Origin of the sequence: Pseudomonas sp. LM13 (genome assembly GCF_041381355.1) — a bacterium.
GTDB lineage: Bacteria > Pseudomonadota > Gammaproteobacteria > Pseudomonadales > Pseudomonadaceae > Stutzerimonas > Stutzerimonas frequens.
Map to the genome: position 1 here is coordinate 15590 of NZ_JACBXH010000043.1, position 18279 is coordinate 33868.

15 protein-coding genes and 1 pseudogene are annotated in these 18279 nt (G+C 64.0%); 10 read left to right on the forward strand and 6 right to left on the reverse strand.

The annotated features are described in order from the left end of the window. The first annotated feature begins 37 nt into the window (after positions 1–37). Positions 38–325, forward strand: coding sequence for a hypothetical protein (locus tag HZR81_RS20125; protein WP_500129069.1), 288 nt, complete (start codon positions 38–40; stop codon positions 323–325). 15 nt (positions 326–340) lie between these two features. On the opposite strand, the gene cmoB is transcribed toward HZR81_RS20125, so the two are convergent. From cmoB to lon, 4 genes are all read right to left on the reverse strand, one after another. Next, a complete protein-coding gene (gene cmoB, locus HZR81_RS20130) occupies positions 341–1303 on the reverse strand; it encodes a tRNA 5-methoxyuridine(34)/uridine 5-oxyacetic acid(34) synthase CmoB (RefSeq protein ID WP_500129070.1) in 963 nt (320 codons plus the stop codon). Continuing rightward, on the reverse strand, positions 1300–2043 hold the full coding sequence (gene cmoA, locus HZR81_RS20135; protein WP_500129071.1) for a carboxy-S-adenosyl-L-methionine synthase CmoA: 744 nt from the start codon (positions 2041–2043) through the stop codon (positions 1300–1302). The genes cmoB and cmoA overlap by 4 nt, the downstream gene beginning before the upstream one ends. A gap of 65 nt (positions 2044–2108) precedes the next feature. Continuing rightward, complete coding sequence (locus HZR81_RS20140) at positions 2109–2510, reverse strand: protease inhibitor I42 family protein (protein ID WP_500129072.1); 402 nt, start codon at positions 2508–2510, stop codon at positions 2109–2111. 147 nt (positions 2511–2657) lie between these two features. After that, positions 2658–5045, reverse strand: a complete 2388-nt coding sequence (lon, locus tag HZR81_RS20145) for an endopeptidase La (RefSeq protein WP_500129073.1) — start codon at positions 5043–5045, stop codon at positions 2658–2660. 125 nt (positions 5046–5170) lie between these two features. On the opposite strand from lon, the gene HZR81_RS20150 reads away from it, so the two are divergent. From HZR81_RS20150 to putP (HZR81_RS20160), 3 genes are all read left to right on the forward strand, one after another. Further along, positions 5171–5926, forward strand: coding sequence for a helix-turn-helix domain-containing protein (locus tag HZR81_RS20150; protein WP_500129074.1), 756 nt, complete (start codon positions 5171–5173; stop codon positions 5924–5926). A 263-nt stretch (positions 5927–6189) separates the two neighbouring features. Further along, positions 6190–9351, forward strand: coding sequence for a bifunctional proline dehydrogenase/L-glutamate gamma-semialdehyde dehydrogenase PutA (gene putA / locus HZR81_RS20155; RefSeq protein ID WP_500129075.1), 3162 nt, complete (start codon positions 6190–6192; stop codon positions 9349–9351). A 245-nt stretch (positions 9352–9596) separates the two neighbouring features. After that, positions 9597–11081, forward strand: a complete 1485-nt coding sequence (gene putP / locus HZR81_RS20160; protein WP_500129076.1) for a sodium/proline symporter PutP — start codon at positions 9597–9599, stop codon at positions 11079–11081. A 128-nt stretch (positions 11082–11209) separates the two neighbouring features. Here putP (HZR81_RS20160) and HZR81_RS20165 read toward each other — a convergent pair whose 3' ends face one another. After that, the gene (locus HZR81_RS20165; RefSeq protein ID WP_500129077.1) at positions 11210–11434 is read right to left on the reverse strand and encodes a DUF3203 family protein; all 225 of its coding nucleotides are present in this window, start codon (positions 11432–11434) and stop codon (positions 11210–11212) included. Positions 11435–11661: 227 nt separating this feature from the next. On the opposite strand from HZR81_RS20165, the gene HZR81_RS20170 reads away from it, so the two are divergent. Further along, positions 11662–13683, forward strand: a complete 2022-nt coding sequence (locus HZR81_RS20170; RefSeq protein ID WP_500129078.1) for a TonB-dependent receptor — start codon at positions 11662–11664, stop codon at positions 13681–13683. 194 nt (positions 13684–13877) lie between these two features. Further along, a complete protein-coding gene (gene putP, locus HZR81_RS20175) occupies positions 13878–15362 on the forward strand; it encodes a sodium/proline symporter PutP (protein WP_500129079.1) in 1485 nt (494 codons plus the stop codon). Between the two features lie 155 nt (positions 15363–15517). Here putP (HZR81_RS20175) and HZR81_RS20180 read toward each other — a convergent pair whose 3' ends face one another. Beyond that, positions 15518–16336, reverse strand: a complete 819-nt coding sequence (locus HZR81_RS20180) for a DUF1206 domain-containing protein (RefSeq protein ID WP_270052530.1) — start codon at positions 16334–16336, stop codon at positions 15518–15520. A 165-nt stretch (positions 16337–16501) separates the two neighbouring features. Between HZR81_RS20180 and pcaR the strand changes: the two are divergent. The 4 genes and pseudogenes from pcaR to HZR81_RS20200 all read left to right on the forward strand — a co-directional run. Next, positions 16502–16828, forward strand: a pseudogene (pcaR, locus tag HZR81_RS20185) (pca regulon transcriptional regulator PcaR); the annotation flags it as partial. A 312-nt stretch (positions 16829–17140) separates the two neighbouring features. Next, positions 17141–17377 (forward strand): type II toxin-antitoxin system ParD family antitoxin, encoded by a 237-nt coding sequence (locus tag HZR81_RS20190; RefSeq protein WP_221293078.1) that lies wholly within the window; start codon positions 17141–17143, stop codon positions 17375–17377. Next, positions 17374–17703: a type II toxin-antitoxin system RelE/ParE family toxin gene (locus HZR81_RS20195; protein ID WP_500129080.1), complete on the forward strand. Its 330-nt coding sequence runs from the start codon at positions 17374–17376 to the stop codon at positions 17701–17703. Before HZR81_RS20190 ends, HZR81_RS20195 begins: the two co-directional genes overlap by 4 nt. A 108-nt stretch (positions 17704–17811) precedes the next feature. Further along, a partial coding sequence (locus tag HZR81_RS20200) for an IS5 family transposase (protein ID WP_500129081.1) occupies positions 17812–18279 on the forward strand: 468 nt, incomplete at its 3' end.

Consider the following 18279-nt stretch of genomic DNA (forward strand, 5'->3'; position numbering starts at 1 on the left):
CAAGCCCGTGGCCACCGAGAGCGAAGCGGAGGTGAGCATGTCTGGTGAACGACGCGATACCCATGTACGGCGACAATCCGAGCCGCAGCTACCGGACTTCTACCTGCCGGCCATGTGGCCGCTGGATCTGCAGCGCAGCCTGCATGACTGGTTTCGCGCCTGGCGGCAACGACGCCTGTATCGGCAATTGTTGAAGCTGGATGATCGGCAGCTGGCGTCGCGCGATCTGGATCGGCGCCGGCTCAGGGAAATGGCTAATACGCCGTTGCGTCAGTTGGTAGCGCAGCGGCGCAAGCACCGCTGCGCTGCCCGCGCCTCTTGTTGAGCGACCAACCTGCCGTCAGGGCTTGCGGGCGAGGAGTACGGCGCGCATGGGGGCCGGCAGACCTTCGACCGTTTTGCGGTGGTCTTGCGGGTCGAGGAAGTCGGGCAACGACTGGTAGCGCATCCACTCGGTGCTGCGCTGTTCCGCGATGCTGGTCACGCTGACATCCACGCAGCGCACGTCGACAAAGCCAGCGCGGCGCAACCAGCATTCCAGCGCCCTCACCGAGGGCAGGAACCAGACGTTGCGCATCTGCGCATAGCGATCCTCCGGTACCAGGGCGGTGTTCTCGTCGCCCTCGACCACCAGTGTTTCCAGCACCAGCTCGCCGCCGCGTACCAGACAGTCCTTGAGGTCGAGCAGATGGTCGACCGGTGAGCGGCGATGGTAGAGCACACCCATGGAAAACACCGTTTCGAAGCCTTCGAGCCTGGCCGGCAGTTCTTCCAGGGCGAACGGCAGATGCCAGACCGGCAACTCCTGCAGGTAGCGCTTCATCGCATGGAATTGGCAGAAGAACAGCCAGTTCGGGTCGACCCCGACCACGCTGTCGGCGCCGGCACCGAGCATGCGCCACATGTAGTAGCCGTTGCCGCAACCGACGTCGAGGATGCGTTTGCCGGCCAGATTCAGGTGCGGCGCAACCCGGTCCCACTTCCAGTCCGAGCGCCACTCGGTATCGACATGCACACCGAACACGTCGAACGGCCCCTTGCGCCATGGCGAGAGCCCCATCAGCGCATCGTGGGTGGCCTGGCGCGTGGCGTCGTCACAGGTCGCGTCGAGGCGGAAGCCGTCACGCAGTTCGACCTGCACGGGCGCCAGCGCAGGCAGCGCATCGACGGCGCGCCGCCAGCGCGGCAGATCACCGTGACCAACCGCGAGTTTGGCGTCCAGCTGCTGCTGAACGCCGTTGGCCCAGGCAGCGAGTGGTGTGCCGGCCAGGCGCCAGGCGAGGGGAGTGAGGTCGAGATTCATGGCAGGGCGATCAGCGAAGCGAAATTCAGGCATTGGAACCAGGGCACGACCTTGGAAAAGCCGGCCTCGAGCAGGCGTTGGCGATGGGCTTCCAGGCTATCGGGCTTCATCACGTTCTCGATGGCGCTGCGCTTCTGGGCGATTTCCAGTTCGCTGTAGCCATTGGCGCGCTTGAAAGCGATGTGCAGGTCGGTCAGCAGCTGCTGCTCCTCGTCGTCCTCGAAGCGCAGTTTCTCCGACAGGATCAGCGCGCCGCCCGGCACCAGTGCCTGACGAATGCGGCCGAGCAGGGCCTGGCGCTGTTCGGGGGCGATGAACTGCAGGGTGAAGTTCAGCGCCACCAGCGAGCTGGACTGGAACTCCAGGGCCAGGATGTCGGCTTCTAGGACCTCCACCGGCAACAGCTCCTGGTACATGGAGTCCTGCGCATGCAGGTATTCGCGGCAGCGCTCGACCATGGCGGTGGAGTTGTCCACGGCAATCACCTGGCAGTTGTCCTGACTCACATGCCGGCGCAGCGCCTGGGTCACCGCACCCAGCGAGCAGCCGAGGTCGTACAGGCGGGTATTGGGCTGAGCGAACTGTGCGGCGGTCACGCCGATATTCTCAACGATCGTCGGATAACCAGGTACCGAACGCTTGATCATGTCGGGGAACACCCGTGCCACGTCCTCGTTGAAGACGAAGTCCTGGACACGGGCTAGGGGCTGGGCGAACAGACGGTCGGGATCGTGACTCACGGTGGCGGCGGCGTGTTGGAAAAATGGGGCGGCATTGTAGCGGAAAGCGGCTGCCTGGCCCTGCCTCAGTGCACCTCGATCCGACAATCGAACAGCCCGGCCGGCTCGCCATCGGCCTCCCAGGGGCGCTGGTAGGTCAGGTAGAGCCGACCGCTGCCGGCCTGCCGCGCTTCGAAACGCCAGGTCGACAGGCCATCCCCGCCGATCATGTCGACTTTCGGATTGCTGAATACCTCGGGGCCGAGGCTGCGCAATTGCTCCGCGGCGGCTTCGTGCAGAATCCAGCGATAGCCGGTGGTCGGGTTGCTCGGCAGGCTGATGATGAGTTGCTGGCCGCTCCGCAGTGTTTGCGGGCAGCGGCTGTCGTCGCTGAGCACGACGCTGGAGGGTGTCTTGTCGTTGCTTGCGCAGGCAGCGAGCAGGGCGACGCTGGCGGGCAGCAACAGACGAGGGATGTCGAAAGACATGATCGGCACCGGTCGGAAATGAGTTGGGAAGGATAGCCCAAAAGAGCGTGGTCGCAGGCGCGCACTCGGTCTGCGCCCGCCGCGAGGGGTGGAAGTGCAGCGCGACTTCCACCCCTCGACTACCGCTGGTCTGCATCTTGACCCGCCTCAGAACAGCACCTTGGCCACATCGGCGAAGCGTTTGGCGAAATGCACCGTCAGGCCTTCCTTGAGGTAGTCGGGCAACTCTTCGAAGTCGCCGCGGTTGGCTTCCGGCAGGATCAGCTCGAAGATCTTCTGCCGCCGCGCCGCGATCACCTTCTCGCGCACCCCGCCGATCGGCAATACGTGGCCGGTCAGCGTCAGCTCGCCGGTCATGGCCACGCCTTTCTTCGGCGGCTGGTTGCGCGCCAGGGAGAGCAGTGCGCTGGCCATGGTGATGCCGGCGCTGGGGCCGTCCTTGGGCGTGGCGCCTTCTGGCACGTGCAGGTGTACGAAAGCCTGGTCGAAGAACTCCGGATCGCCCTTGAAGGTTTTCAGGTTCGAGCTGACATAGCTGTAGGCGATCTCCGCCGATTCCTTCATCACCTCACCGAGCTTGCCGGTGAGCTTGAAGCCGCGGTTGAGCGTATGGATGCGCGTGGCCTCGATCGGCAGTGTGGCGCCACCCATGCTGGTCCAGGCCAACCCCGTGATCACACCGACGCCGGAGAGCACCTGTTCGCTGCGGAATACCGGTTTGCCGAGGTAGCTTTCCAGGTCCTTCGGCGTGATCTTCAGCTCCGCTTGCGGGTCTTCCAGCAGCTTGACCACCGCCTTGCGCACCAGTTTGCCCAGCTGTTTCTCCAGCTGACGCACACCCGCCTCGCGCGCATAGCCTTCGATCACCGCCTTCATGGCGCTGTCGCTGATGGTCAGGCGTTGCTTGGGCACGCCGGTCTTGTCCAACAGCTTCGGCCACAGGTGACGCTTGGCAATGGCCAGCTTCTCTTCGGCGATGTAGCCGGACAGGCGGATCACCTCCATGCGGTCGAGCAGCGGGCCGGGAATCGAGTCCAGGGTGTTGGCCGTGCAGACGAACAGCACCTTGGACAGGTCCAGGCGCAGGTCCAGGTAATGGTCGAGGAATTCGACGTTCTGCTCCGGGTCCAGCGTCTCCAGCAGCGCCGAGGCCGGATCGCCCTGGTAGCTGCTGCTGAGCTTGTCGATCTCGTCGAGCATGATCACCGGATTCATCACCTCGACATCCTTTAGCGCCTGCACCAGTTTGCCGGGCAGGGCGCCGATGTAGGTGCGGCGGTGGCCCTTGATCTCCGCCTCATCGCGCATACCTCCTACCGAGAAGCGATAGAACGGCCGCCCCAGGGATTCGGCGATGGACTTGCCTATGCTGGTCTTGCCCACGCCGGGCGGGCCGACCAGCAGCACGATGGAGCCGGCGATCTCGCCCTTGAAGGCGCCGACGGCAAGAAATTCGAGGATGCGGTTCTTGATGTCGTCGAGGCCAGCGTGGTGTTTGTCCAGCACCTTGCGCGCACGCTTGAGGTCGAGCTTGTCCTGGCCGAACACGCCCCAGGGCAAGGCGGTGGCCCAGTCCAGGTAATTGCGGGTGACTGCATATTCCGGCGAGCCGGTCTCGAGGATCGACAGCTTGTTCAGTTCCTCGCCGATTCGCTTCTGCGCGGCGGGCGGCACCACCTTACCGTCAAGGCGGGCGCGGAACTCGTCGGCGTCAGCGCTCTTGTCATCCTTGGTGATGCCCAGCTCGCGCTGGATGATCTTCAGCTGTTCCTTGAGGAAGAACTCACGCTGGCGCTCGCCGATCTTACGATTCACCTCGCCGGTCAGTTCCTTCTGCAGCCTGGCGACTTCCACTTCCTTGCGCAGCAGCGGCAGCACCTTCTCCATGCGCTTCAACACCGGCACGGTATCCAGCACTTCCTGCAGCTCCGCGCCTGGCGCGGTGGTCAGCGCGGCGGCGAAGTCCGACAGTGGCGACGGGTCGTTGGGGCTGAAGCGATTGAGGTAGTTCTTCAGTTCCTCGCTGTACAGCGGATTGAGCGGCAAGAGCTCCTTGATCGCGTTGATCAGGGCCATGCCGTAGGCCTTCACCTCGTCACGCGGGTCGTCATCGCTCTTCGGATAATCGACTTCCACCAGATACGGCGGCTTGCGTCGCAGCCAGCCGCGGATGCGCACCCGCGCCAGGCCCTGGGCGACGAACTGCAGCTTGCCGCCCTCCTGCGAGGCGTGGTGCACGCGGACCATGGTGCCGTGCTCCGGCAGGCTGTCCGGGTCGAAGGTGGCCATGTCCAGCACCGGCGAGTCGACGAAGAACAGTGCCACGCGCTGGTGCGGCGTCTTCGCCACGCGTTCCAGGGTTTCGGCCCAGGGATCCTCGTTGACGATCACCGGCAACACTTGCGCCGGAAAGAACGGCCGGTTGTGCACCGGGATGATGTAGAGCTTGTCCGGCTGCTGTTGATCGGGCAGTACGAGACCGTTGGAGGAGATGATTTCCTGCTCGATATGATCCTGATTGATGTCGTCGTTCATGCGGCACCCGTTGCGAATACGTGCACCTTAGATGGGTGGTGGCGCGGATGATTTCAATCCCGTCGCGTGGGGGTGGGCACTTCATGCCGGCTTAGGTACAGTGCTTGCACGCACAGGTGCACATCATGCTCAACGCCCGTCTGCTTCGCCTGGATGACCAGACTCACCAGCACGCCCACGACTATCACCAGCTGGTGATGTCGCTCTCTGGGCGCGCGGAATTCGAGGTCAATGGCTCGGGTGGCGAAGTCTGCCGGATGCGTGCCTGCCTGGTGCCGGGCGATGCCGACCACGGCTTCGCCGGCATGGGCGACAACCGCATGCTGATCATCGATCTCGACGAGCAGGATGTTGTCACTGATGACCCTGCGCTGTTGGCCCGCCTGTTCGAGGCGCCGCGCTATCCGGCGCTGGATGCCGATTTCCAGAATCTGTTGGCCTACGCCGGTGCCGAACTGGCGCGCTACGGCAGCGATCCGCTGCTGGCCCGGGCGCTGGGCGGCGTGCTGTTGCAGGCGCTGCACCTGCGACTGTTCGGCGAGTCCCAGCAGCGACCGGCCGGTCCGCTCGATCTGCAGCGGCTGGACAGCCATATCCAGGACAACCTGGCGCGACGCATCACCGTCGCCGAGTTGGCCCAGGTGGTCTGCCTCAGCCCCAGCCACTTCCACGCCCAGTTCAAGGATTGCGTCGGCCTTACGCCGCACCAGTACCTGCTCAAGACCCGCCTCGACCGTGCCGCCCGCCTGCTGCGCGAAACGCCCCTGCCACTGGTGCGGATTGCCGAGGAGTGCGGCTTCTCCAGCCAGAGCGCCTTGACCACGGCGACCCGCCGCTACCTCGGTCTGACCCCTCGCGGATTGCGCAAGTCCGACTCCTGAGCTTTCTCCTGATTGCCCTGTTTCCGGGCTCTTCAGCTGTCACGCGCAGATTCCTGCGCCATGCTGGTGCGTTTTTATTACCGTCGCATTTCCGCACCCGGCTTCCGGAGTTTTTCGTAAAACTTCCGTAGTTTTGCGCAAGAACGACGCGTCACGCTGCCCCTACATTCCGTGTCCCGACCTGGCTCATTGTCTTGTGCTGCACCAACAGCCTGGCCGTGGACTAGACCTATAAGCAGACACCATCACAAGAGGAGCGGCGCATGTTCAAGGCCGGTCACGTGCTGGAAGGCGCCTTCGCCAACCAGAAAGCCGCGGAATTCTTTCCCGCCATCAGCGCCAACTACGCCGTTGACGAGGCGCAATATCTCACCGAGCTGCTGCAGCTTGCCGATCCCGGCGAGGCGGGTATTGCCGCCATTCGCGAGCGCGCGCGCAGCCTGATCGAGGCGGTGCGCGGGCGTGACAATGCCGTCGACACCCTCGATGCACTGCTGCGCCAGTACAGCCTGGACACCCAGGAAGGGCTGATGCTGATGTGCCTGGCCGAAGCGCTGCTGCGGGTGCCGGATGCCGCCACGGCTGACGCGCTGATCCGCGACAAGCTCAACGCCGCCGAGTGGGAACGCCACCTCGGCCAGAGCGACAACGTGTTGGTCAACTTCGCCGCCTGGGGGCTGGTGATGACCGGCAAGGTGGTCGATCCGGAAACTGCCGACGGCCGGCCGAAGAATGTCATCGGCCGCCTGCTCAAGCGCTCCGGCGAGCCGGTGATCCGCAGCGCGATGAATCAGGCGATGAAGCTGATGGGCAAGCAGTTCGTGCTTGGCCGCACCATCGCCGAAGCGCTGAAGAACGGCCGTCCCGAGCGCGAGAAGGGCTACACCTATTCCTTCGACATGCTCGGCGAGGCCGCGCTGACCGCCGAAGACGCCGCCAAGTACATGGCCGACTACCGTCAGGCCGTGGAAACCGTCGGCGCCGAGCCGCAGGTCGGCAAGGGCCCGCGTCCGTCGGTGTCGATCAAATTGTCGGCGCTGCATCCACGTTACGAAGTCGTCCAGCGCGAGCGCGTGCTCACCGAGCTGTTCGCCAGCGTGCGCGAACTGGCCGTGCTGGCGCGGCAGCGCAATGTCGGGATCACCATCGATGCCGAGGAGGCCGACCGCCTCGAGCTGTCGCTGGAACTGTACGAAAAGCTCCTGCGCGACCCGGCCATCGCCGGCTGGGGCGAGTTCGGCCTGGTCATCCAGGCCTATTCCAAGCGCTGCCTGCCGGTGCTGGTCTGGCTGACGCTGCTCGGTCGCGAGCTTGGCGAACGCATTCCGCTACGGCTGGTAAAAGGCGCCTACTGGGACAGTGAGATCAAGCAGTGCCAGGTCCAGGGCCTGGACGGCTACCCCGTCTATACCCGCAAAGAAGGTACCGACACCTCCTACCTCGCCTGCGCGCGCTACCTGTTGTCCGAACACACCCGTGGGGTGATCTACCCGCAGTTCGCCAGCCACAACGCGCACACCGTCAGCTGCATCCTGGCCATGGCCGAGGAAACCTCGCAGCCGCGCGAGTTTGAGTTCCAGCGCCTGCACGGCATGGGCGATGCCTTGTACGACACGGTGATCGAGAAGTACGCCCGCAACGTACGGATCTACGCCCCGGTCGGCGCGCACAAGGACCTGCTGCCCTATCTGGTGCGGCGCCTGCTGGAGAACGGTGCCAACTCGTCGTTCGTCCACCAGCTGGTCGACCCGCGCGTGCCGGTCGAATCGCTGATCGATCACCCGGTGAGCCAGCTGCGCAAGTTCGCTGCACTGGGCAACCCCCGCATTCCGCTGCCGCCGGCGCTGTTTGGCAATCGCAAGAACTCCCAAGGGATCAACATGAATATCCAGAACCAATGGAACGACCTGGCCAGCGCCTACCAACCTTTCCTCGAGCGCCAGTGGCAGGCGGCGCCGGTCATCAGCGGGCAGCGGCTCGCCGGTACGCCGTCCGAGGTGCGTTGCCCCTATGACCTGAACAAGGTTGTCGGCCAGGCCCAGTTCGCCAGCGCCGAGCAGGCGCGCCAGGCCGTCGATCGCCTGGCGGCCTATTGGCCGAGCTGGAATGCCACGCCGGTGGAAGCCCGTGCCGCCGTGCTGGAGCGTCTGGCTGATCTGCTGGAGCAGCACCGCGCCGAGCTGATGGCGCTGTGTACCGTTGAAGCCGGCAAGTCGCTGCTGGACGGTATCGACGAAGTACGCGAGGCGGTGGATTTCTGCCGTTACTACGCGCAGCAGGCGCGGCAGAAGCTCGGCCGCGAAGAGCTGAAAGGCCCGACCGGCGAGCGCAACGAGCTGTTCCATGAAGGCCGCGGCGTTTTTGTCTGCGTCAGCCCGTGGAACTTCCCACTGGCGATCTACCTCGGCCAGATCACCGCGGCACTGGTGGCCGGCAACACCGTGCTGGCCAAGCCGGCCGAGCAGACTAGCCTGATTGCTGCGCGTGCGCTTGAGCTGATGTTCGAAGCCGGTCTGCCGAAGGAGGCGATCGCCTTCCTGCCGGGCGACGGTGCCACCCTGGGTGGCGTGTTCTGTCGCGATCCGCGGGTGGTCGGCGTGTGCTTCACCGGTTCCACCGACACGGCGCGCATCATCAATCGCCAGCTGGCCGAGAAGGAAGGGCCGATCGCCACACTGATCGCCGAGACCGGCGGGCAGAACGCGATGATCGTCGACTCCACGGCGCTGCCCGAGCAGGTGATCAAGGATGCCGTCGGTTCCGCCTTCACCAGTGCCGGCCAGCGTTGCTCGGCGTTGCGCGTGCTCTATGTGCAGCGTGACATCGCTGATCGGGTGATCGAGTTGCTAAAGGGCGCCATGGCCGAGCTGAACGTCGGCCCGACCCATCTGCGTGAGAACGACATCGGTCCGGTGATCGACCAGGAAGCTCGCGAAGGTCTGCTGGCGCATATCCAGCAGCTCAAGAGCGAAGGGCGACTGATCGCCGAGGCGACATTGCCGGCTGGTCTGAATGGCCATTTCGTGGCGCCGGTGGCCTTCGAAATCGACGGCATTCACCAGCTCAAGAAGGAGCAGTTCGGCCCGGTGCTGCACGTGGTGCGCTACGACGCGGCGGACCTGGAAAAGGTCGTCGCGGCGATCAACGGCACCGGCTACGGCCTGACCCTCGGCGTACACAGCCGCAACGAGGAAACCGCCGAGCGCATCGAGCAACTGGCGCGGGTCGGCAACCTCTACGTCAACCGCAACCAGATTGGTGCCGTGGTTGGTGTGCAGCCGTTCGGCGGCTGTGGTCTGTCGGGCACCGGTCCGAAGGCGGGCGGCCCCAGCTATGTGCTGCGCTTCGCCAACGAGCGCACCACCTCGACCAACACTACTGCGGTGGGCGGCAACGCCTCGCTGCTGTCGCTCGGAGACGACTGAAGGCATTCATGCTGTACCACCGGGTGAATGGTCTTGATCGTTCACCCGGCGCATCACGCTAAACCTCCCGGCCGCTCACGCAGCCGGAACACAACAACAATTGGACAGTTGGCGGACGCTCTTCCGCCACTGACGGGCCCGGGTTGGGCCTGTCACAGGTGATGGCCTTTTCGCTATCGCCCTCTGCCAAGGTGCTACGTGGGTCCGCTCGCGTTGCGCCGAACAACAACTAACGAGGGACACACATGAGCATCAGTACACCCACGCTGATCACCTTTCTGATCTACATCGCGGCGATGATCCTGATCGGTTTCGTCGCTTACCGCGCCACCAAGAACTTCGACGACTACATCCTCGGCGGTCGCAGCCTCGGCAGCTTCGTCACTGCGCTGTCGGCCGGTGCCTCGGACATGAGCGGCTGGCTGCTGATGGGCCTGCCCGGTGCGATCTTCGTCGCCGGTCTGTCGGAAAGCTGGATCGCCATCGGCTTGATTGTCGGCGCCTGGCTGAACTGGCTGTTCGTCGCCGGACGGTTGCGTGTGCACACCGAGCACAACCACAACGCCCTGACGTTGCCGGATTACTTCTCCCATCGCTTCGAGGACGAGAGCCGCATGCTGCGGATCTTCTCCGCGCTGGTGATCCTGGTGTTCTTCACCATCTATTGCGCCTCGGGCGTGGTCGCCGGCGCGCGGCTGTTCGAGAGCAGCTTCGGCGTGCCGTATGAATACGCACTGTGGATCGGCGCCGCGGCGACCATCCTCTATGTGTTTATCGGTGGCTTCCTCGCGGTGAGCTGGACCGATACCGTGCAGGCCACGCTGATGATCTTCGCGCTGCTGATCACGCCGTTGTTCGTCATCCTCGCCCTCGGTGACATGGGCACCGTGATGGCCACCATCGAGGCGCAGAACCCGGCCAACTTCGACATGTTCCGCGGGCTGTCCTTCGTCGCCATCATCTCGCTGCTGGCCTGGGGCCTGGGCTACTTCGGCCAGCCGCACATCCTGGTGCGCTTCATGGCCGCCGACTCGATCAAGACCATCCCCAACGCCCGTCGCATCGGCATGACCTGGATGATCCTGACGCTGGCCGGTGCCGTGGCGGTGGGTTTCCTCGGCATCGCCTACTTCGCCGATCACCCGGACCAGGCCGGTGCGGTGAGCCAGAACGGCGAGCGGGTGTTCATGGAACTGGTGAAGATCCTGTTCAACCCTTGGGTGGCCGGCATCATCCTCTCCGGCGTGCTGGCGGCGGTGATGAGCACCCTCAGTGCGCAGCTCTTGGTCAGCTCCAGCGCGCTGACCCAGGACCTCTACAAGGCGATGCTGCGCAAGAATGCCTCGCAGACCGAACTGGTCTGGGTCGGCCGCGGCATGGTCTTGTTGATCGCCCTGATCGCCATCGGCATCGCTTCCAACCCGGAGAGCAAGGTGCTGGGTCTGGTGTCCTACGCCTGGGCCGGCTTCGGCGCGGCATTCGGGCCGGTGGTGCTGATCTCGCTGCTGTGGAAGCGCATGACCCGCAACGGCGCACTGGTCGGCATGCTGGTTGGCGCCGTCACTGTGGTGGTGTGGAAGGAGTTCATCGGCCTGGGCCTGTACGAAATCATCCCGGGCTTCATCCTCGCCAGCATCGCTATCTATGTGGTGAGCAAGATGGGCGCCGAGCCGGCAGCCAGCATCGTCAAGCGCTTCGAGGAAGCCGACGCGGATTATCACGCCGGCTAAGACCAGTGTCGCCCCGGCTCGAAAGCCGAATTCGAAGCGGGGCGCACTTCCAAAGGCTGCAGAGGATTTTGCTGCGATCACCTACAAAAAACCCCGGCTAGCCGGGGTTTTGCGTTTCTGCCGCAGGTTCAGTCGTCCGCAACCAGATTGGATCGGTCATCCACCGCGCCCGCGGCGATCAGATGTTCGGCTTCGTCTTCTGGCACATGGATGCTGGTGCCGTCGATGTTCATCACTGACATGCGTGCCTGGGGATCGGTGGTGATGCGCACGTCCATCAGGGCGCTGCGGTGCGTGTTGCCGTTGATGACCACGGTGCAGGTGCCGGTGGTGGTGTCGATGTCTACGGTCATGATCTATCTCCCGAAGCGGTGCAAAAGCCGCGCGAGGTTCGCCCGGCGTTTCCATGTCGACCACGAACAGGGTGCATCCGTTGTGCCTGTTACTGGAAAAACAGTCTTAAATGTTATGATATAACATATTAGATTCTCGCCCCGCGAAGCTGGCACCGCTACCGGATGCCGGCATACAGCCGTCTTCGGTTGCCTTGGAAGGCAACCGCCACTGTCTGGAGAGTCACATGAAACTTAAGCGTCATCCCCTGGCCTGGGCGATCAGCCTGGCCCTGGTTCCGGCTGCCTGGGCCGCCGATCCGGTCGAACTGCAATCCGTCGTGGTCAGCGCCAGCGGCCTGGCCAAGCAGAGCCATGAGATGACCACCCCGGTCGCCGTGATGGAAAACGATGAGCTGGTGCTGCGCCGTGAAGCGACACTGGGCGAAACCCTGGAAAGCTTGCCGGGCGTGCGCTCCAGCAGCTTCGGCGCCGGCGCGGCACGTCCGGTGATCCGCGGGTTGGATGGCGCTCGGGTCAAGGTGCTGAGCGATGGCGTCGAGCTGCTCGACGCTTCCACCATCAGCCCCGACCACGCGGTGACCAGCGAGCCCTTGCTAGCCGAGCGCATCGAGGTGCTCAAGGGGCCGGCGACCCTGCTCTACGGTGGCGGCGCCATCGGCGGGGTAGTCAACGTGATCGACAAGAAGATACCCACCCGCGTCCCGGAGAAGGGCTACGAAGGCGAGCTGGAGCTACGCGCCAACAGCGCCGCCAACGAAGGGGCAGGGGTGTTCGGTATCACTGCCGGCAGCGGCAACTTCGCCGTCCGCGCCGAGGGTACCAAGCGTCAGGCCGACCCCTATGAAATCCCCGGCTCGCCGAACAAGCAGGAAGGCTCCTACAACGACACCGACAGCTTCAACCTGGGCGCCAGCTTCATAGGCGAGCGGGGCTACATCGGCGCCGCCTACGGTGAGCAGAACAACCGCTACGGGCTGCTGGCCCACGAGCACGCCGATTGCCACACCCACGGCAGCGATTGGCATTGCGGCGGCCACGATGACGACGATGACGACGACCATGATCACGACCACGAACACGGCAGCGTGCCCTACGTCGACATGCGGCAGAAGCGCTGGGATCTGCGCGGCGAGCTGAGCGATCCGCTGCCGGGCTTTGAACTGGCACGGCTGCGTGTCGGCCACAGCGATTACCAGCACAAGGAGATCGAAGGCGGGGAAGTGGGCACTCGCTTCAACAACGACGCCACCGATGCCCGCCTGGAGCTGACCCATCAGCCGCTGTTCGGCTGGCGCGGCGTGCTCGGTGCACAGACCCTGCGTCGCGACTTCGAAGCCCTCGGCGAGGAGGCCTACGTGCCGCAGACGCTGACGCGCAACCACGGCCTGTTCCTGCTCGAGGAATACACCGCCGGCTCCTGGCGCTATGAACTCGGCCTGCGCCACGAATGGCAGGACATCGATGCCGATGGCCGCCCGGATACCGATCACAGCGGCACCTCGATGTCCGCCGGTGCGGTCTGGACCTTCGCTCCGCAGTACTCGCTGGGCTTCTCGCTCACGCGCTCGCAACGCCTGCCCAGCGCCGAAGAGCTGTACGCCAACGGCCCGCATGCCGCGACCCGCACCGTCGAGCTGGGCAATGTCGACCTGGAGGAGGAAACCTCGCACAACGCCGAGATCACCCTGCGCAAGTTCGCCGGCCGCACGACCTTCAGCCTCAGCGTTTTCCGCAACGAGGTGGACGACTTCATCTATGCCGCCGATACCGGCAACGACATCGGTGGCGGCTACCGCGAGATTGAGTACCGCCAGCAGGACGCCGTGCTCACCGGCGCCGAAGGGGAGGTGCGCTTCCAGGCGACCGACGCCACCGCCTTCACCCTGTTCGGCGATCATGTGCGCGGCAAGTTGCGCGACGGTGGCGGCGACCTGCCACGCATCCCGGCCGATCGCCTTGGCGTGCGGCTGGACCAGAGCTTTACCCCTGCGCTCAATGGTCAACTGGAGTTCTATCGCGTGCAGCGCCAGGACGACCTGGCCGACTACGAAACCGAAACCGGCGGCTACAACATGCTCGGTGCGAGCCTCGGCTACAGCGGCTCGCTGAGCCAGACCGACTACCTGCTCTATCTCAAGGCGAACAACCTGCTGGACGAGAAGGCCCGTCAGCACACCTCGTTCATCAAGGATGAGGTGCTGTTGCCCGGTCGCAACCTGACCGTAGGCGTGCGCCTGGCGTTCTGACCGCACGGTGATCGCGCCAAAAGGGCTGGCAACGTTTGCCGGCCCTTTTTTGTTATAGCGGCGGCGCTGCGCGCCTGGAGAACCTGGCGGTCACGCGCACGCAGGCGGGCGACGCGCTATCCTTGCGCCCCTCGATGGTTCCGCGGCCGGGCTCGGCGGGCGGAGCGTCAGGACACACAAGGAAAACAAGTCCCATGAACGTCAGCACCCCCACTCTGATCACTTTCGTGGTCTACATCGCCGCGATGATCCTGATCGGCTTCATCGCCTATCGTGCCACCAAGAACTTCTCCGACTACATCCTCGGCGGGCGCAGCCTCGGCAGCTTCGTCACCGCGTTGTCGGCGGGCGCCTCGGACATGAGCGGCTGGCTGCTGATGGGCCTGCCCGGCGCGATCTTCGTTGCCGGCCTGTCGGAAAGCTGGATCGCCATCGGCCTGATCATCGGCGCCTGGCTCAACTGGCTGTTCGTCGCCGGTCGCCTGCGCGTGCACACCGAGCACAACCACAACGCGCTGACCCTGCCGGACTATTTCTCGCACCGCTTCGAGGACGAGAGCCGCATGCTGCGGATCTTCTCCGCGCTGGTGATCCTGGTGTTCTTCACCATCTACTGCGCCTCGGGTGTGGTGGCGGGCGCGCGGCTTTTCGAGTCCACCTTCGGCATGCCCTACGAATACGCACTGTGGGTCGGCGCTGCGGCGACCATCCTTTATGTGTTCATCGGCGGCTTCCTGGCGGTGAGCTGGACCGACACCGTGCAGGCCACGCTGATGATCTTCGCGCTGCTGATCACGCCGTTGTTTGTCATCTTCGCCCTCGGTGACATGGGCACCGTGATGGCCACCATCGAGGCGCAGAACCCGGCCAACTTCGACATGTTCCGCGGGCTGTCCTTCGTCGCCATCATCTCGCTGCTGGCCTGGGGCCTTGGCTACTTCGGCCAGCCGCACATCCTGGTGCGCTTCATGGCCGCCGACTCGATCAAAACCATCCCCAACGCCCGCCGTATCGGCATGACCTGGATGATCCTGACGTTGGCCGGCGCCGTGGCGGTGGGCTTCCTCGGCATCGCCTACTTCGCTGACCATCCGGAGCAGGCCGGTGCGGTGAGCCAGAATGGCGAGCGGGTGTTCATGGAACTGGTGAAGATCTTGTTCAACCCCTGGGTCGCCGGCATCATCCTCTCCGGCGTCCTTGCGGCGGTGATGAGTACTCTCAGTGCGCAGCTCCTGGTCAGCTCCAGCGCGCTGACCCAGGACTTCTACAAGGCCATGCTGCGCAAGCATGCCTCGCAGACCGAGCTGGTCTGGGTCGGCCGCGGCATGGTGCTGTTGATCGCGCTGATCGCCATCGGCATCGCCTCCAACCCGGAGAGCAAGGTGCTCGGTCTGGTGTCTTACGCCTGGGCTGGCTTCGGCGCGGCGTTCGGTCCGGTGGTACTGATCTCGCTGCTGTGGAAGCGCATGACGCGCAACGGCGCGCTGGCCGGCATGCTGGTGGGGGCGGTCACCGTGGTGGTGTGGAAAGAGTTCATCGGTCTGGGGCTGTACGAAATCATCCCGGGCTTCATCCTCGCCAGTATTGCCATCGTCGTGGTGAGCAAGCTGGGCGCCGAGCCGGCAGCCAGCATCGTCAAGCGATTCGAGGAAGCGGATGCGGACTACCACGCCGGTTGATGCCCGGAGTGGGTGCGCGTTCGTGGTGGGCTGAAGCCCACCCTACAAAAAGCGGCCGTGCACAACCGCCATGCCAATCCTGCGTAGGGTGGGCTTCAGCCCACCGCTACGGTCTCAAGGCGTAAGGCATCCAACCCGGCCCTTCGCCAATCTGCTCAATCCGTCACCTCGGACAAATCGATCCGCCGCCAGCGCGCTTCGGCAAAGCTGTACAGGGCAAAGGCCAACAGCCCGGCGCCGACGGCCAGCAACAGCGCGCCACCGGCGGGCATGCCCTGCAGGGCTTCCAGTGCTTCCTTGAGGCCCGGCGGGTCGGTCGGTTCGTAACGGCTGCCGCCCATGAACAGCAGGCCGGCGATGATCAGGAAGGCGCAGCCGCGTGCCGCCAGGCCGATGCGTGAGACCGGGCGAACCAGGCGCATGGTGCCCTCGTCGCACTGGAAGTAGCGCTCGAAATGCGCGCGCCAGGCCTTGATCAGGTGGGCGATGCCGACGCCGAGCGGGATCAGTGCGATCGTCCAGATCAGCCAGTGCGAGTGTTCCAGGCCCAGCAGGCGCATCAGGCTGTCGGTGCTGCCACTCCCTGAACCACCACCACCGCCATCAGTGAAACGGTCCAGACCACTCACCAGCAGACTCAGGGTGAACAGCGCAAGCAACAGATTCACCACGCCGCTGCCGACCAGGCCGGCGCGCACCAGCAGGCCCTTGGCATCGCGGCCGTGCCGGTCGGTATCGCCAATGCCCTGGGTCAGGCGCCAGGCCACATGCGCCAGCAGGCCGATCACCACCAGCCAGAGCAGCACCGCGCCGAAGGGTTGCCCGAGCAGTTGTTGTACTGCGCCGCGGGTATCCACGGTGTCGCCCGCGCCCAGCGCCGCCATGAGCGCAAAAAAACCGACGATCACGTAGACCACGCCACGCGCGGCGTAACCGCTGCGTGCCAGCCAGACCACTCCGCGGGTCACATCCATCCAGTGTCCTCCGTTGCGTCATGAGTGTGTTGCCGTATGAGGCCGCCTGGTCAGTAGACGCCGGGGCGCCGGCTCGGTTCGCTCGTTGCTACACTCACACAGCTGGCGATAATCGGCCTGCATGTCGATAATCGCCCATCCATTACATGCCCAGGGTTCACGCCAATGACCGACGATCAGCGTGCTCATTCTCCGTCGATGGCACCGCCCATCGTCGCTTCGCCGGCCAAACGCATCGAAGCGCTGACCGGTGATCCGAACTTCATGACGTCGCTGGCCCGCGGTCTGGCAGTGATCCACGCCTTTCAGGAACGCAAGCGTCATCTGACCATCGCGCAGATCAGCCATCGCACCGAAATCCCCCGCGCCGCCGTGCGCCGCTGCCTGCATACGCTGATGAAACTCGGCTACGTCACCACCGACGGGCGCACCTATTCGCTGCTGCCCAAGGTACTGACACTGGGCCACGCCTATCTGTCGTCCACGCCGCTGAGAGCAATGGTGGTTTGGTCGACAACGGCATGAAACGTCTGGCAGAAGGCGAACCATCTGCAGGTTGCTCGGCCCCAAATGAAAAGGCCCCGCGCGTAAGCAGGGCCTTAAAGACTGGAGCGGGCGAAGGGAATCGAACCCTTTTGCTTAGTGTGTCGTTCCGGCTCAATGCGTGTCGTTATGCGGTTTCCGGGCTAAACCGCCTGCTCGTTTCGGCGCTATTCGGCACAGTGATTTCGACACTTTATCGACACCGCGTTTAGCAACGCGCTAAAGTACTCTTGCCAATTTTTGCCAAACGGGGCTGCCGGCATGAGTACCATGAACATCTCCCTTCCTGAGGCGCTGAAGAGCTTTGTGGACGAACAAGTCAATCAGCGTGGCTACGGTACCAGTAGTGAGTACGTGCGCGAACTGATCCGCAAGGACCAGGACCGCCAGCATCTTCGGGGTTTGCTATTGGCGGGTGCCGCCTCGGCTCCGACTGCTCCCGTTGATGCCGATTACTTCGAATCTCTGCGTGATCGGGTTCGGAATGCGCGCGGATGAAGCAAAAGCCAGTCATCCCAAGAGCGCTAGCGCGCGAGGACGTTGATCGAGCGATTGCCTTCTACGTGGAGCAGGAGGCCGACAAGGCTGCGCTGGGCCTGATTGATGCGTTGGAGCATGCTTATAAACAGCTCAGCCGCCATCCCGAATCAGGCTCCAACCGCTACGCCCATGAGCTGGATCTTCCTGGGTTGCGATCATGGCCGCTCAAGCGCTATCCCTACGTGGTGTTCTACGTGGATCGTCCTCGCCACATTGAGATTTGGCGCATACTGCACGGAATGAGCGATATTCCTTCTTGGCTCCAAGATGATGTGCAGCGCTAGCTTTGTGAGAGTGTCGGTTACTCTTTGCAGTGGAGATGCTTAAGGAAATCCTGAAGAAGACTTCCCGTTTCTGGTGAAATACGCCGATCCCGTTGCCGGAGTTTCCCGATGAAGCAGATGACCTTTGCCGACGCCGAGTACGCCGGTAAGCGCAAGCAGACCCGTAAGGAGTTGTTCCTGATCGAGATGGATCAGGTGGTGCCGTGGACGGGTTTGGTTGCCCTGATCGAGCCGCACTACCCCAAGGGTGAAGGCGGCCGTCCGGCGTATCCGCTGATGGCGATGCTACGCGTACACCTGATGCAGAACTGGTTCGGCTACAGCGATCCGGCGATGGAGGAAGCGTTGTACGAGACCACGATCCTGCGCCAGTTTGCCGGGCTGAGCCTGGAACGCATTCCCGACGAAACCACCATCCTCAACTTCCGTCGCTTGCTGGAGAAACACGAATTGGCGGCTGGGATTCTGGCGGTGATCAATGGTTATCTGGGCGACCGCGGTTTGTCGTTGCGCCAAGGCACTATCGTCGATGCCACGCTGATCCATGCGCCGAGTTCGACCAAGAATCAGGACGGT